Origin of the sequence: Pseudomonas sp. Pseusp11 (assembly GCF_047304405.1) — a bacterium.
In the GTDB taxonomy this organism is placed as follows: Bacteria; Pseudomonadota; Gammaproteobacteria; order Pseudomonadales; family Pseudomonadaceae; genus Aquipseudomonas.
This window is the reverse complement of sequence record NZ_JBGLZF010000019.1, coordinates 1-13,965: the sequence shown is the minus strand read 5'-3', so window position 1 is coordinate 13,965 and position 13,965 is coordinate 1. Positions and strand designations below refer to the sequence as shown.

At 59.2% G+C, this 13,965-nt stretch carries 14 protein-coding genes; 6 read left to right on the top strand and 8 right to left on the bottom strand.

Going from position 1 to position 13,965, the window contains the following annotated elements; all coding sequences use genetic code 11:
• The first annotated feature begins 168 nt into the window (after nt 1–168).
• Complete coding sequence (locus ACCC96_RS16900) at nt 169–1,293, top strand: GNAT family N-acetyltransferase (protein WP_258670725.1); 1,125 nt, start codon at nt 169–171, stop codon at nt 1,291–1,293.
• A gap of 34 nt (nt 1,294–1,327) precedes the next feature.
• Here the strand turns inward: ACCC96_RS16900 and aqpZ are convergent, their stop codons facing one another.
• The 5 genes from aqpZ to ACCC96_RS16875 all read right to left on the bottom strand — a co-directional run bounded on the left by aqpZ (nt 1,328) and on the right by ACCC96_RS16875 (nt 6,528).
• Nucleotides 1,328–2,026 (bottom strand): aquaporin Z, encoded by a 699-nt coding sequence (gene aqpZ / locus ACCC96_RS16895; RefSeq protein WP_018926734.1) that lies wholly within the window; start codon nt 2,024–2,026, stop codon nt 1,328–1,330.
• 272 nt (nt 2,027–2,298) lie between these two features.
• Nucleotides 2,299–4,131 (bottom strand): ABC transporter ATP-binding protein, encoded by a 1,833-nt coding sequence (locus ACCC96_RS16890; RefSeq protein WP_258670722.1) that lies wholly within the window; start codon nt 4,129–4,131, stop codon nt 2,299–2,301.
• Nucleotides 4,132–4,219: 88 nt separating this feature from the next.
• The gene (locus ACCC96_RS16885) at nt 4,220–4,783 is read right to left on the bottom strand and encodes a peptidylprolyl isomerase (RefSeq protein ID WP_258670719.1); all 564 of its coding nucleotides are present in this window, start codon (nt 4,781–4,783) and stop codon (nt 4,220–4,222) included.
• A 3-nt stretch (nt 4,784–4,786) separates the two neighbouring features.
• On the bottom strand, nt 4,787–5,590 hold the full coding sequence (locus tag ACCC96_RS16880) for an alpha/beta fold hydrolase (protein WP_258670717.1): 804 nt from the start codon (nt 5,588–5,590) through the stop codon (nt 4,787–4,789).
• A 14-nt stretch (nt 5,591–5,604) separates the two neighbouring features.
• Nucleotides 5,605–6,528 (bottom strand): LysR family transcriptional regulator, encoded by a 924-nt coding sequence (locus ACCC96_RS16875; protein ID WP_007934048.1) that lies wholly within the window; start codon nt 6,526–6,528, stop codon nt 5,605–5,607.
• A 49-nt stretch (nt 6,529–6,577) separates the two neighbouring features.
• Here ACCC96_RS16875 and ACCC96_RS16870 point away from each other — a divergent pair, with 49 nt between their 5' ends.
• From ACCC96_RS16870 to ACCC96_RS16860, 3 genes are all read left to right on the top strand, one after another.
• Nucleotides 6,578–6,907 carry a 3-phosphoglycerate kinase gene (locus ACCC96_RS16870; RefSeq protein WP_258670715.1) on the top strand — a complete coding sequence of 110 codons (330 nt, stop codon included), beginning with the start codon at nt 6,578–6,580 and terminating at the stop codon, nt 6,905–6,907.
• A 150-nt stretch (nt 6,908–7,057) separates the two neighbouring features.
• Nucleotides 7,058–7,657 carry an FMN-dependent NADH-azoreductase gene (locus ACCC96_RS16865; RefSeq protein ID WP_019580787.1) on the top strand — a complete coding sequence of 200 codons (600 nt, stop codon included), beginning with the start codon at nt 7,058–7,060 and terminating at the stop codon, nt 7,655–7,657.
• A gap of 261 nt (nt 7,658–7,918) precedes the next feature.
• Nucleotides 7,919–8,785 (top strand): carboxylate/amino acid/amine transporter, encoded by an 867-nt coding sequence (locus ACCC96_RS16860; RefSeq protein ID WP_258670711.1) that lies wholly within the window; start codon nt 7,919–7,921, stop codon nt 8,783–8,785.
• 6 nt (nt 8,786–8,791) lie between these two features.
• Here the strand turns inward: ACCC96_RS16860 and ACCC96_RS16855 are convergent, their stop codons facing one another.
• Nucleotides 8,792–9,679 carry a LysR family transcriptional regulator gene (locus ACCC96_RS16855; RefSeq protein WP_026331831.1) on the bottom strand — a complete coding sequence of 296 codons (888 nt, stop codon included), beginning with the start codon at nt 9,677–9,679 and terminating at the stop codon, nt 8,792–8,794.
• 157 nt (nt 9,680–9,836) lie between these two features.
• On the opposite strand from ACCC96_RS16855, the gene ACCC96_RS16850 reads away from it, so the two are divergent.
• A complete protein-coding gene (locus ACCC96_RS16850) occupies nt 9,837–10,481 on the top strand; it encodes a hydrolase (RefSeq protein WP_007934054.1) in 645 nt (214 codons plus the stop codon).
• Between the two features lie 125 nt (nt 10,482–10,606).
• Here ACCC96_RS16850 and ACCC96_RS16845 read toward each other — a convergent pair whose 3' ends face one another.
• The gene (locus ACCC96_RS16845) at nt 10,607–11,905 is read right to left on the bottom strand and encodes a mechanosensitive ion channel family protein (RefSeq protein ID WP_258670708.1); all 1,299 of its coding nucleotides are present in this window, start codon (nt 11,903–11,905) and stop codon (nt 10,607–10,609) included.
• Nucleotides 11,906–12,098: 193 nt separating this feature from the next.
• Between ACCC96_RS16845 and ACCC96_RS16840 the strand changes: the two genes are divergently transcribed.
• Nucleotides 12,099–13,445, top strand: coding sequence for a DEAD/DEAH box helicase (locus ACCC96_RS16840; protein WP_258670705.1), 1,347 nt, complete (start codon nt 12,099–12,101; stop codon nt 13,443–13,445).
• A 68-nt stretch (nt 13,446–13,513) separates the two neighbouring features.
• On the opposite strand, the gene ACCC96_RS16835 is transcribed toward ACCC96_RS16840, so the two are convergent.
• Nucleotides 13,514–13,819 carry a hypothetical protein gene (locus ACCC96_RS16835; protein ID WP_258670701.1) on the bottom strand — a complete coding sequence of 102 codons (306 nt, stop codon included), beginning with the start codon at nt 13,817–13,819 and terminating at the stop codon, nt 13,514–13,516.
• Between the last annotated feature and the right edge of the window lie 146 nt (nt 13,820–13,965).

The following is a 13,965-nucleotide window of genomic DNA, read 5'->3' as shown; positions in this document are numbered from 1 at the left end:
GTATCGCGATGGTTTATGACAGGTCAGTGGCGAAGTGATGGCAGGTCGATGACGATACAAACGTTTCTGAAATGCCCGATTCAGAGCCTTGTATCGGATTGACGCGTGTGGATCGCCCTGCGATCGGCGATACTCGTGGAGCTGTCACGCCAAGATGTGGAGAGGAAAATGCCGCTGCAATGTCTGCATACACTGTCGCAAATCGCACCCTGTACCTGGGATGCCCTGGTGCCGGAGAATCAGCCGTTTCTGCGCCATGCGTTCCTCGGTTCACTGGAAGACAGCGGCAGTCTGGGCCCGCATTCCGGCTGGCAGCCCGAGCATCTGCTGCATGTCGAAGGCGAGCGCCTGATCGCCGCGCTGCCCAGTTACCGCAAATGGCATTCCTACGGCGAATACGTGTTCGACCATGCCTGGGCCGATGCCTGTGAGCGTGCGGGCATCGACTACTACCCCAAACTGTTGACGGCGGTGCCGTTCAGTCCGGTCAGCGGGCCGCGATTGCTGGCGGCGACGATCGAGGACGGTTTCGAACTCTTGCAGAGCCTGCCGGGTTATCTGGAGATAGAAAAACTTTCCAGCGCCCACATCAATTTCACCGATCCGTTCACCGACGCTGCATTGGCCGAACAGCCAGGCTGGTTGCAGCGCATTGGCTGTCAGTACCACTGGCAGAATCGTGATTACCGGGATTTTCAGGACTTTCTCGACGCCCTCAGTTCGCGTAAGCGCAAGCAAATGCGCAAGGAGCGTGAGCAAGTGGCAGGGCAGGGCATCGACTTCGAATGGCTGGAAGGCCGGCAGCTGACCCAGGCGCAGTGGGACTTCGTGTACGCCTGCTACGCCAATACCTACGCGGTGCGTCGGCAGACGCCTTACCTGACGCGGGAATTTTTCAGTCTGTTGGCCGAGCGCATGCCGGAGTCGATTCGCGTGGTGCTGGCCAAACAAGGTTCACGGCCGGTGGCCATGGCCTTCAGCCTGGTCGGCGGCGACAGCTTTTATGGTCGTTACTGGGGTTGCCTGGCGGAGTTCGATCGCCTGCACTTCGAGACCTGTTTCTATCAGGGTATGGATTACGCCATTGCCAACGGCTTTCAGCGTTTCGACGCCGGCGCTCAGGGCGAACACAAACTGATTCGTGGCTTTGAACCGGTGATCACCCATTCCTGGCATTACCTACGCCATCCGGGCTTGAAGTCGGCGGTGAAAGACTTCCTCGAGCGCGAACGCGTCGGGGTGCTGGGGTATGCAGAAGAGGCGAAGACCGCCTTGCCTTATCGACAAGGCTGAGCTTCGCCGTTGATTGCAGGCTCAGTCGCGCAGATTAACTGTCTTCTTTGCCCAGCCAGCGATACATCACACCACCGATGACCGCCCCCAGAATCGGCGCCAGCCAGAACAGCCACAGTTGTTGAATCGCCCATCCGCCGACAATCAGCGCCGGACCCGTACTGCGGGCCGGGTTGACCGAGGTGTTGGTGACCGGAATCGAGATCAGATGGATCAGGGTCAGCGCCAGGCCGATGGCGATGGGTGCCAGCCCGGCCGGGGCGCGTTTATCGGTGGCGCCGAGAATGATCAGGATGAACATGGCGGTCATCACCAGTTCACTGACAAACCCCGCCGCCATCGAGTAGCCACCTGGCGAGTGTTCGCCGTAGCCATTGGACGCCAGGCCGCTGGCCAGTTCGAAGCCGGGTTTGCCACTGGCAATGAAGTACAGCAAGGCCGCTGCGATGATCCCGCCAATCACCTGGGCGATGATGTAGGCGGGCAGTTCTTTGGCAGGGAAGCGTCCGCCGACGACCAGTCCGACCGAAACCGCAGGGTTTAGATGACAACCCGAGATGTGGCCGATGGCGAAGGCCATCGTCAGTACCGTCAAACCGAATGCCAGGGACACCCCCAGTAAACCGATCCCCACGTTTGGAAACGCTGCCGCCAGAACCGCACTGCCGCAACCCCCCAATACCAGCCAGAACGTACCTACCAATTCTGTAGCCGAACGTTTGAACAAAGACATAGCGAGTTTCCCTATCGAGATAACACTGTCGTTGTGCATCCAGCAGATGGACTTCGGAACCTCCAGTACCTTGGCTGAGTACAGCAGGATTTTTACGGAACTCCAGTGACCATAAAAAACCGCCAGAGCCCGTGGTTGGCGGGTTCTGGCGGTTTCTGGTGTTCTGCTGTGTGGTTGATGGCGCCAAGATCTTTTGATCTTTTGATCTTTTGATCTTTTGATCTTTTGATCTTTTGATCTTTTGATCTTTTGATCTTTTGATCTTCGCGGGCTCAATCGATCCCGACAAACCCGCCGGTCTGGTGCTGCCACAACCGCGCATACAAACCGCCATGGGCCAGCAGTTCGGCGTGGCTGCCGGTTTCGGCGATCTTGCCGTTTTCCAGCACCACCAACCGGTCCATCCGGGCAATGGTCGAGAGACGGTGAGCGATGGCGATCACGGTTTTGCCCTGCATCAGGGTTTCGAGGCTTTCCTGGATCGCTGCTTCGACTTCCGAGTCCAGCGCCGAGGTGGCTTCGTCCATGATCAGGATCGGCGCGTCCTTGAGCAGCACCCGGGCGATGGCAATCCGCTGACGCTGGCCGCCGGAGAGTTTCACCCCGCGCTCACCCACATGAGCATCGAAACCGGTGCGGCCTTCGGAGTCCGACAGCAGCGGGATGAACTCGTCGGCACGGGCCTTGTGCACCGCTTCCCAGAGTTCGGCGTCGGTGGCGTCGGGTTTGCCGTACAGCAAATTGTCGCGGATCGAACGGTGCAGCAGCGAGGTGTCCTGGGTGATCATGCCGATGCGTTCGCGCAGGCTTTCCTGCCCGACTTCGGCGATGTTCTGGCCGTCGATGAGGATCCGCCCGCCCTGCACGTCATACAGGCGCAGCAGCAGGTTGACCAACGTCGATTTGCCGGCGCCGGAGGGGCCGATCAGGCCGATTTTTTCGCCGGGCTTAATGGTCAGGTTGAGGCCGCCGATGATCCCGCTCTTCTTGCCGTAGTGGAAATCGACGTGTTCGAAACGCACCTCGCCACGGGCCACCGCCAAGGGTTTTGCCTGTTCGCGGTCGGTGACGCTGACTGGTTGGGCGATGGTCTGCAAACCGTCCTGGACCATGCCGATGTTTTCGAAAATGCCGTTGACCACCCACATGATCCAGCCGGACATGTTGACGATGCGGATCACCAGCCCGGTGGCCAAGGCAATCGCGCCCACGCTGATCAGCGACTGCGTCCACAGCCACAGGGCCAGCCCGGTGGTGCCGACGATCAAGAGGCCGTTCATGCTGGTGATGACCACGTCCATGCTGGTGACCACACGGCCGGCCAGTTGGGCTTTTTCGGTCTGTTCCGCGATGGCTTCGCGGGCGTACTGCTGTTCGAAGTTGGTGTGGGCGAACAGCTTGAGGGTAGTGATGTTGGTGTAGCCGTCGACGATCCGCCCCATGAGTTTGGAGCGTGCATCGGAGGACACCACCGAACGCTCTTTCACCCGCGGCACGAAGTAGTAGAGCGCGCCGATGTAGGCAGCGATCCAGATCAGCAGCGGGATCATCAAGCGCCAGTCGGCTTCGGCGAACAGCACCAGCGAGCTGATCGCGTAGATCAGCACGTGCCACAGCGCATCCACCGCTTGCACGGCAGAGTCGCGCAGGGAGTTGCCGGTTTGCATGATGCGTTGGGCGATGCGCCCGGCGAAGTCGTTCTGGAAGAAATTCAGGCTCTGTTTGAGCACGTAACTGTGGTTCTGCCAGCGGATCAGGCTGGTCATGCCGGGGCTCAAAGTCTGGTGCACCAGCATGTCATGCAGGGCGAGGAACAGCGGCCGCAGAATCAGCGCAACCGCCGCCATCCAGGCCAATTCCACGCCGTGGACCTTGAAGAAGTCGACGTTGGATGTGCTCTGGGTCAGGTCGATGATGCGACTCAGGTAGCTGAACAGCGCCACTTCGATCAGCGCGCCGAACAGGCCGACGACCAACAAAACGGCGAAGATTGGCCAGACCTGCTTCAGGTAGTAGGTATAGAAGGAGAGAACCCGGCTCGGTGGAGCCGCCGTCGGGGCATCGCGGAAAATGTCGATCAGTCTTTCGAAACGGCGATAAAGCATCGGTTCTCCGCCCGCGTACGGGCTCTCCTTTAAACGATATGAGCGGCGCCGGATATCGACCGGCCACCGCTCAAGACTGCCGGTGTACTCAGTCGATGCGCTTGGCCGACTTGATCAGCACCGGGTCGACAGGCACGTTCTGCATGCCTTGTTTGGTGGTGGTCTGAGAGTTGACGATGATGTCCACCACGTCCATGCCCTTGACCACTTTGGCGAAGACGGCGTAACCGGCGTCGCGACCCGGATCGAGGAAGGCGTTGTCGGCCACGTTGATGAAGAACTGGCTGGTGGCCGAATCCGGGTTCGAAGTACGCGCCATCGACAGTGTGCCACGCACGTTATGCAGGCCGTTGCTGGCTTCGTTTTTGATCGATGCCTTGGTTTCCTTCTGTTGCATCTGTGCAGTGAAACCACCGCCCTGAGCCATGAAACCTGGAATCACACGGTGAAAAATCGTGTTGTTGTAGAAGCCACTGTCGACGTACTCAAGGAAATTCTTGGTACTGATCGGCGCCTTGACCGGGTCCAGTTCGATTTCGATCTGGCCGTTGGTGGTCTCCAGCAGCACGTGCGGTGCCTTGGCCGGCGTGGCGGCCATCAGGTTGGCGGCAAACAGAACGGAGCCGGCGACGAGGGCGATTTTTTTCAGCATGGGTCAGTGATCCTGAGTGGTGATGTCGACTGCGGTGAGAAACTCGAGCAGGGTTTGGTTGAAACGTTCGGGTTGATCCAGCGGGGTGGCGTGGCGCGAATCGGCGATCACCACCAGCCGCGCATCGGGCAGCAGTTTTACATAGGTTTCTTTCAGCGCGACCGGGGTGTAGTCACGGTCGGCGCTGACGACGAGGGTTGGACACGAAACCCTGGAAAGTCGTTCCTGAACCCCCCAGCCAACGATGGCATCGAAGCTGGCGAGATAAGCATGTTTGTCGTTTCTTGCCCAGCGCGCCGCTATTTTTTGTCGTAACGAAGCTTGTTCCGGCTTGGGAAACAGTTTGGCGCCCAGGGCCTTGCCGATGGTGCCCATGCTCAGCACGCGCATCAGGCTCCAGCGTTTGAACCACTGCCAATAGTCGTTGCGGCTGCGCCGTTTGACCTCGGGCGCGCTGTTGACGATGCACAGACTCTTGAGCAGTTGCGGCTGGTCCACTGCCAGTTGAAAAGCGATCATGCCGCCCATCGAAAGCCCCACAAGATGAGCAGGGCCAAGGTTCAAGTGTTCGATCAGCGCGATCAGGTCGGCGCTGAACCCGGCGATGCTGTAACGCTCGCGGGGCTTGTCGGAGCGCCCGTGGCCGCGCACATCCGGCACGATCACCCGATGGTGGGCGGCGAGCGCCGGGATCTGCATTTCCCAGTCCAGGGTGCTGGAGCCCAACCCGTGAACCAGCAGCAACGGCGTGCCGTGACCATATTCCTCATAGTGCAGGTTGCAACCTTCATGTTCGAAATAGGCCATGGGTACACTCCGTGTCAGGCTTGTTCGGGCGCGGCGAAGGGCGCATCCAGCGGCGCGGTGTCAAAGGTGCGCAGCAGTTCGATGAGAATCTGCGTGGCCGGGCCCAAGGGTTTGTCCTTGTTCGAATACAGATAGAAACTCGGGTTGCGGCTTCCGCCCTGATCCAACGGTAGCACTTTGAGCGTGCCTTCTTTAAGTTCGCGCTCGATCATGTGCCGGGGTAGCCAGGCGAAGCCCAGACCGCTGCTGACGAAGGTCGCAGCAGTGGCCAGGCTGCCGACGGTCCAGCGCTGTTCGGCACCGAGCCAGCCGACATCTCGCGGTTGCTGACGGCCTGAGTCGCGGATCACCACTTGCATCTGAGTCTCCAGGTCCTGGAAGTTCAGTTCGCGGTTCAGACGATGCAGCGGGTGTTCGGGGTGGGCGACCGCGACGAATTCGACGTCGCTCAATTCCGCGCCAAGGTAACCGGGAATACTGAGACCGGTGATGGCCAGATCGGCCACGCCTTCAAGCAGGACCTCTTCGACACCCGATAACACTTCTTCGCGCAGCCGCACCCGGCAGCCACGACTTTGCGGCATGAACGCGGTCAAGGCGCGGACGAGGCGGGCGCTCGGGTACGCGGCGTCGACCACCAACCGCACCTCCGCTTCCCAGCCTTGTTCCATGTGGTGGGCCAGGTCTTCCAGTTGGCTGGCCTGTTTCACCAGTTGCCGGGAGCGGCGCAGCAGCACGCCGCCGGCCTCGGTGAGCACCGCTTTACGGCCATCGATGCGCAACAGCGGCACGCCGAGCTGGTCCTGCATGCGCGCGACGGTGTAGCTGACCGACGATTGCGAACGGTGCAGCACTTCGGCGGCCTGGGCGAAACCGCCGTGATCGACCACGGCCTGCAATGTTCGCCATTGATCAAGGGTCACGCGGGGCGCTTTCATGTTGAGCTCCTCTTGTCCTAAGCTGGCAGTTCTTATTGGAGACTGCGGAATGAAAAAAATCTGTTGTGTGATGGCAGGGTGTGCGTTGTTGGCGATGTTGCCTCTGACTGCGTTTGCCTATCCGATCGATGTCAATAAACAGCTCAACGGTTTGAAGGTCGACTACAACGCCTACGACACGGACGCCGACATCGGCTCCATTCAGGTCAACAACTACGGCGACACCGACGTCACTTGCAAAGTGGTTTTCAATAACGGTCCGGAAGCGCCACGCACCCGCAAGATCGACGTACCCGCCGGCAAACACAAAAACGCCACGGCCAAGTTCACCCGCACCATCATCAAGCTGCGTATCGACCTGACTTGCACCCCGAAATGACCTCAAGCGGAGCATGTCGCCTGGGCATGCTTCGCTTATAAACGAATTTATCGATGCTTTATAGCAGTTATTTGCGCTTTTTCATCGATATGACTCTGTTTAACCTTCACTCCATCGACCTACAGCATTCTCAGATGGAGGCTACATCCCATGTCCCGCGTTCTGATCATCGAAAGCAGCGCCCGTCAGCAAGACTCGGTTTCCCGCCAGCTGACCCAGACCTTCATCAGCCAGTGGAAAGCCGCACACCCAGCCGACCAGATCACCGTCCGTGACCTGGCCGTCAACCCGGTGCCGCACCTGGACATCAACCTGCTGGGCGGCTGGATGAAACCTGTCGAACAACGCAACGAGATCGAACAGGCCTCGCTGGAACGCTCCAACCAATTGACCGACGAACTGCTGGCCGCCGACGTGCTGGTGATGGCAGCGCCCATGTACAACTTCGCGATTCCGAGCACCTTGAAAGCCTGGCTCGACCATGTGCTGCGTGCCGGCGTGACTTTCAAATACACCGAGACCGGTCCGCAAGGTTTGCTCAGCGGCAAGCGCGCCTACGTGCTGACCGCTCGCGGCGGGATCTACGCCGGCAGCACCGCGGATCATCAGGAACCTTACCTGCGTCAGGTCATGGGCTTTATCGGCATCCACGACGTCACGTTCATTCACGCCGAAGGCATGAACCTGGGCGGTGACTTCCAGGAGAAAGGCCTGAACCAGGCCAACGCCAAACTGGCCCAGGTCGCCTAAGCCGTTAATCGCCAGATAATCACTGGATGGTCTAGTGACCTGGCGCAACCCTTCAAGCCTGCACGCGCATCGAACCTCCCTTTGCACTTATTGCTCCTGAGTGCTCTAGCCCGATTGAACGCTTTAGCGAGATCGGGCTTTTTTTTGCCTGGGATTTAATGGGCACTGATGGACCTGTGGGCGCGGGCTTGTGTGTTGGCTGACCGTTCGCGATAACGGGCAAAAAACGCTATCGTCGCCGCCATTCAAAACGAGGCGAGCATGGGCTATCTACTTTTTGTCACGCTGATCCAGGCGTTTTCCTTCAGTTTGATCGGCGAATACCTGGCCGGTCATGTCGACAGCTACTTCGCAGTGCTTGTGCGAGTGCTGCTGGCGGGGCTGGTGTTCATTCCGCTGACACGCTGGCGTTCGGTCGAGCCGGCATTCATGCGCGGGATGTTGTTGATCGGCGCGCTGCAGTTCGGTGTGACCTATGTCTGTTTGTATTTGAGCTTCCGCGTGCTGACGGTGCCGGAAGTGCTGCTGTTCACCATCCTCACGCCGCTGCACGTGACCCTGATCGAAGACGCGCTGAACCGGCGCTTCAATCCGTGGGCCTTGATTGCGGCATTGGTGGCCGTGGCGGGTGCGGCAGTGATTCGCTACGACCGGATCAATCCGGACTTCTTCATGGGCTTTTTGTTGCTGCAACTGGCCAACTTCACCTACGCCGCCGGGCAGGTGCTCTATAAACATCTGGTGGCCCGCCATCCGAGCGATCTGCCGCATTATCGGCGATTCGGCTACTTCTATCTGGGCGCATTGGCGGTGGCGTTGCCGGCATTTCTGCTGTTCGGCAAACAGAACTTCCTGCCCGAAGCGCCGCTGCAATGGGGCGTGCTGCTGTTCCTCGGCCTGGTCTCGACCGCGCTGGGTTTGTACTGGTGGAACAAGGGCGCGTGCCTGGTGAATGGCGGGATGCTGGCGGTGATGAACAACCTGCATGTGCCGGTGGGGTTGCTGATCAATTTGCTGATCTGGAATCAGCATGAAGAGTTGGGGCGGTTGTTGTTGGGTGGATCGGTCATTCTGGCGGCGGTGTGGATCAGCCGGTTGGGTGTACGCCAACCCGTCATTGCACACTAAACCGGGTTAATTCGGCGCCAACTGCGCCACCAGAAACTCAATAAACGCCCGGGTCTTTTGCGGTACGCGACGCGAGGAAGGGTAAACCGCGTTGATGGTAATCGCTGGTGCCTGCCACTCGCACAGCACCGGCACCAGCCGGCCTGCCGCCAACGCGTCTTCCACAATGAAATCAGGCAGCAGGGCGATGCCCATCCCGGCTTCGGCGGCCTGAGCGAGCAAGTCGCCGTTGTTGGCGTGCAACGGGCCGGAAACGTTGACCCGTTGCGTCTCCTTGCCATTGCACAACTGCAGGCTCACGCCGCTTTGCAGATACCCGTAATTCAGGCATTGATGCGCGCGCAAGTCTTGCGGGGTCCGCGGTATGCCTGCACGCGCCAGATAGGCGGGGGAGGCCACCATGATCCGCGGTGCCGGTGCCAGTTGCCGGGCGATCATGGTCGAGTCTGGCATGCTGGCGATGCGAATCGTCACATCGAAGCCGCCACGCACTGGATCGACCTGTTGATCGCTGAGCACCAGTTGAAGCTCGATGTTCGGATGCTGCTCATGGAACAGCGGAATCAACCGTCCAAGGCGATGCAGGCCGAACGACATCGGCGCATTCACCCGCAACACCCCGCGTAGCTCGCCGATGCCGTCTCGAGCGCGCTGCTCGGCCTCGTCCAGCGCGGACAACACCTCCCGCGCCGCCTCGAAATACTCGGCGCCAGCCTCGGTCAAGTGCAGGCTGCGCGTGGTGCGCTGCAGCAATTGCACGCCGATTGCTTCCTCCAACGCCTGAATCTGTTTACTCACCTTTGATCGCGGCACGTCCATCGCGCGAGCGGCAGCTGCGAAGCCGTTCTCGCCAACCGTCACGACAAAGGCGCGCATGCATTCGATCCGATCCACGATTGTCCCTTTTTTAGAATCAATTATTCTCGATTTTAGGGAATTGTCCCTTTTTTATCTAGCCCGTAAAGTTACTTCCAAGCCAGCAAGCAAACAGCTTGAGGCAAGTGACTCACCCAATACTCATTAAACAAATCGACATCAAAAGGAACGCGCCATGTCTAACCGTGAATTGCTCAACCCAACCAACTCCGCCCTGATCCTGATCGACCACCAGCCGCAAATGGCGTTCGGCGTGCAGTCGATCGACCGTCAGACCCTGAAGAACAACACCGTGGGTCTGGCGAAGGCCGCGAAGATTTTCAACGTGCCGACGATCTACACCTCAGTTGAAACCGAAAGCTTCAGCGGCTTCATCTGGCCGGAGTTGCTGGCTGTTCACCCAGAGCAGAAGCCGATCGAGCGCACCTCGATGAACTCCTGGGAAGACAAGGCGCTGGTTGACGCGGTGAAAGCCACCGGCCGCAAGAAGCTGATCATTGCCGCGCTCTGGACTGAAGTCTGCCTGACCTTCCCGGCGCTGGAAGCCCTGGCTGAAGGCTACGAGGTGTACATCGTGACCGACGCGTCTGGCGGCACCACCAAAGAAGCTCACGACATGTCGGTGCAGCGGATGATTCAGGCCGGCGCGGTGCCGGTCACCTGGCAACAAGTGCTGCTGGAATACCAGCGTGACTGGGCACACAAAGACACTTACGAGGCGGTGATGGAACTGGTGCTGGAGCACAGCGGCGCGTATGGCATGGGCGTGGATTACGCCTACACCATGGTGCACAAGGCGCCGCAGCGTCAGGTCAAATAACACCGTTACCCTTGTAGAAGCATGGCTTGCCCGCGAAGGCGGAGTATCAGTCGATAACTATGTTGACTGATACTCCGCCTTCGCGGGCAAGTCGGATCGCCGCACCGCTCGCACAGGGGCGGTGTTTACATGATGTGTTTTTCCGGCTCCGGAATGTGGCTCGCGCCTAACATGGCCGGAAGCAATCCGGCCCTTAAATCCCCGCCACTCGGCTGCTGATAAAGACTCAATCCGAACTCCGGCAGTACCGCCAGCAGATAATCGAAAATATCCCCCTGAATCCGCTCGTAATCGGCCCACACCGTGGTGCGGGTGAAGCAGTAGATTTCCAGCGGAATACCCTGTGCAGTGGTCTGCATCTGGCGAACCATGCAGGTCATGTTCTGCTGAACCTCCGGGTGACTTTTCAGATACGCCAGCGCATAGGCGCGGAAGGTGCCGATGTTGGTCATCCGCCGACGGTTGGCCGCCATCGCCGCGACGTTGCCCTGGGCTTCGTTCCAGGCCTTGAGCTCGGCTGTCTTGCGGCTCATGTAGTCGGTCAGCAAATGTACCTGGGACAGTTTCTGCTCTTCATCATCGCGAATGAACCGCACGCCGCTGGCGTCGATGAACAGGCTGCGCTTGATCCGCCGTCCGCCGGACTGCTGCATGCCGCGCCAGTTCTTGAACGACTCGGACATCAGGCGCCAGGTCGGGATCGACACAATTGTCTTGTCGAAATTCTGCACCTTGACCGTGTGCAAAGTGATGTCCACCACGTCACCGTCGGCACCGACTTGCGGCATCTCGATCCAGTCGCCGACCCGCAGCATGTCGTTGCTGGTCAGTTGCACGCTGGCGACGAATGACAACAGGGTGTCCTTGTAGACCAACAGAATCACCGCCGACATGGCGCCCAGACCCGACAGCAGCAACAGCGGCGAACGGTCGATCAACGTGGCGACGATGATGATCGCGCCAAACACGAACAACACCATTTTCGCCAGTTGCACATAGCCTTTGATCGAGCGGGTGCGGGCGTGTTCGGTGCGGGCATAGATGTCCAGCAGGGCATTGAGCAACGCGCTGATGGACAGCACCAGGAACAGGATGGTGAACGCCAGCGCCACGTTGCCGAGGAAGTTCATGCTGGTCTTGCCCAACTCCGGCACCAGGTGCAGGCCGAACTGGATCACCAGCGATGGCGTCATTTGCGCCAGGCGATGAAACACTTTGTTGTGGCGAAAGTCGTTGACCCAGTGCAACGCCGGCTGGCGACCGAGCATTTTGGTCGCATGAAGAATGAGGTAACGCGCCACTCGTCCGAGCACCAGCGCCACCACCAGCAGCAACATCAGCGCGAGTGTGGAATGCAGGAGCGGGTGCTGATCGAGGGCACCCCAGAGGTCTTGGGCGTTGAGCCAGAGCTGTTTGATATCCATGGGTGAAAACGCTTCTTCTGTAGGGCGCGACGGGGCGATTAGAGCATTTAAGAGGTTGCGGATGACGTTTTGAGACAAATCAGGCAACAAAAAAGCCACTGTTTGCAGCCGTTTGTATAAAGAAACTCGGCCTTCGCGCTCGAAACCGTTACCCTATGCAGCTGTTTTTTTGTATTTCTTCGAGGTAGCACCCGTGTTTTCCCAATTCGCCCTGCACGAACGCCTGCTCAAAGCCGTGGCCGAGCTTAAATTTGTCGAGCCAACGCCTGTGCAAGCAGCGGCTATTCCGCTGGCGCTCCAAGGGCGTGACCTGCGGGTGACAGCGCAAACCGGCAGCGGCAAAACCGCAGCCTTCGTTTTGCCGATCCTCAACCGCTTGATCGGCCCGGCCAAAGTCCGCGTCAGCATCAAGACCCTGATCCTGCTGCCGACCCGCGAGTTGGCCCAGCAAACCATCAAGGAAGTCGAGCGCTTCGCGCAGTTCACTTTCATCAAGTCCGGCCTGATCACCGGCGGTGAAGACTTCAAGGTCCAGGCCGCCATGCTGCGCAAGGTGCCGGACATCCTGATCGGTACACCAGGCCGGATGATCGAGCAACTGAACGCCGGCAACCTCGACCTCAAGGAAGTCGAAGTGCTGGTGCTCGACGAAGCCGACCGCATGCTCGACATGGGTTTTGCCGAAGACGTGCAGCGTCTGGTGGACGAGTGCACCAGCCGTCAGCAGACCATGCTGTTCTCCGCCACCACCGGCGGTTCGGGCCTGCGCGAGATGATCGCCAAGGTCCTGAACAACCCTGAGCACTTGCAGCTCAACGCGGTCAGCCAGCTGAACGACACCACTCGTCAGCAAATCATTACCGCTGACCACAACCAGCACAAAGAACAGATCGTCAACTGGCTGCTGGCCAACGAGACCTACCAGAAGGCCATCGTCTTCACCAACACCCGGGCCATGGCCGACCGTATCTACGGCCGGCTGGTGGCACAGGAATACAAAGCGTTCGTCCTGCACGGCGAGAAAGACCAGAAAGACCGCAAACTGGCCATCGACCGCCTGAAGCAGGGCGGGGTGAAAATCCTCGTCGCCACCGACGTCGCCGCCCGCGGTCTGGACGTGGAAGGCCTGGACCTGGTGATCAACTTCGACATGCCGCGCAGCGGCGACGAATATGTTCACCGCATCGGCCGTACCGGCCGCGCCGGCAACGATGGCCTGGCCATCTCGCTGATCTGCCACGGCGACTGGAACCTGATGTCGAGCATCGAGCGCTACCTCAAGCAGAGCTTCGAGCGCCGTACCATCAAGGAAGTCAAAGGCACCTACGGCGGACCGAAAAAGGTCAAGGCCTCGGGCAAAGCCGTTGGCGTGAAGAAGAAAAAGGTCGACGCCAAGGGTGACAAGAAGAAAACCGGCGCCAAGGCTCCGACCAAGCGCAAGATCGCCAACCGCCCGAAGACCGACGCCCTGTCGCTGGTCAGCAAGGACGGCATGGCGCCTTTGAAACGCCGTAAGCCGGAAGCGCCGGCGGCTGAATAAAGCACCGTAGCGATTCAATAAAAACCCGGACAGTGTCCGGGTTTTTTTACGTCAAAAGATCTTGCCATCTAACCCCCGGCTTTGTTCTTCGCCGATTCCAACTCCTTCAAACGCTGATCGATCACCTGGCACTTGTCCGGCAAATCCTTGCTGGCCGTCTCCAGGTCCATCTTCTGCAACTCGTCATTGATCTCCTTGGCCTTGGCCGGGTTCTGCTCAGTGATCTTGGCGACTTCCTTGGCCAGTTGTTCACGCTTGGCGGTGGCTTCCTCGGGAGGGCACGCCCAGATGGGGAGGGTGCAGGTGAGGGTGGCGGCGAGGGTGGCGAAAAGTTCAGCTTCCGAGAGCCACAGGCATGTTTGCGGGGTTGGCATAGGAGATTTACTAATGCTTATCGCCAACCCTACCGTTCGTCGACCTCCCCACCAGAATGGATCCATTTGTTGACGTCAAAATAGTGGCCATCTAATATCGCGCCACTATTGTGCTATCAGTCTCCATTCGAGGGATCGAACATGTA

Bases quoted from the DNA above. Each gene is read 5' to 3' on its own strand.
- ACCC96_RS16900 (WP_258670725.1), top strand. From the start codon at position 169: ATGCCGCTGCAATGTCTGCATACACTGTCGCAAATCGCACCCTGTACC.
- ACCC96_RS16890 (WP_258670722.1), bottom strand. From the start codon at position 4,131: ATGCTTTATCGCCGTTTCGAAAGACTGATCGACATTTTCCGCGATGCC.
- aqpZ (WP_018926734.1), bottom strand. From the start codon at position 2,026: ATGTCTTTGTTCAAACGTTCGGCTACAGAATTGGTAGGTACGTTCTGG.
- ACCC96_RS16865 (WP_019580787.1), top strand. From the start codon at position 7,058: ATGTCCCGCGTTCTGATCATCGAAAGCAGCGCCCGTCAGCAAGACTCG.
- ACCC96_RS16875 (WP_007934048.1), bottom strand. From the start codon at position 6,528: ATGAAAGCGCCCCGCGTGACCCTTGATCAATGGCGAACATTGCAGGCC.
- ACCC96_RS16850 (WP_007934054.1), top strand. From the start codon at position 9,837: ATGTCTAACCGTGAATTGCTCAACCCAACCAACTCCGCCCTGATCCTG.
- ACCC96_RS16860 (WP_258670711.1), top strand. From the start codon at position 7,919: ATGGGCTATCTACTTTTTGTCACGCTGATCCAGGCGTTTTCCTTCAGT.
- ACCC96_RS16885 (WP_258670719.1), bottom strand. From the start codon at position 4,783: ATGCTGAAAAAAATCGCCCTCGTCGCCGGCTCCGTTCTGTTTGCCGCC.
- ACCC96_RS16835 (WP_258670701.1), bottom strand. From the start codon at position 13,819: ATGCCAACCCCGCAAACATGCCTGTGGCTCTCGGAAGCTGAACTTTTC.
- ACCC96_RS16845 (WP_258670708.1), bottom strand. From the start codon at position 11,905: ATGGATATCAAACAGCTCTGGCTCAACGCCCAAGACCTCTGGGGTGCC.
- ACCC96_RS16880 (WP_258670717.1), bottom strand. From the start codon at position 5,590: ATGGCCTATTTCGAACATGAAGGTTGCAACCTGCACTATGAGGAATAT.
- ACCC96_RS16870 (WP_258670715.1), top strand. From the start codon at position 6,578: ATGAAAAAAATCTGTTGTGTGATGGCAGGGTGTGCGTTGTTGGCGATG.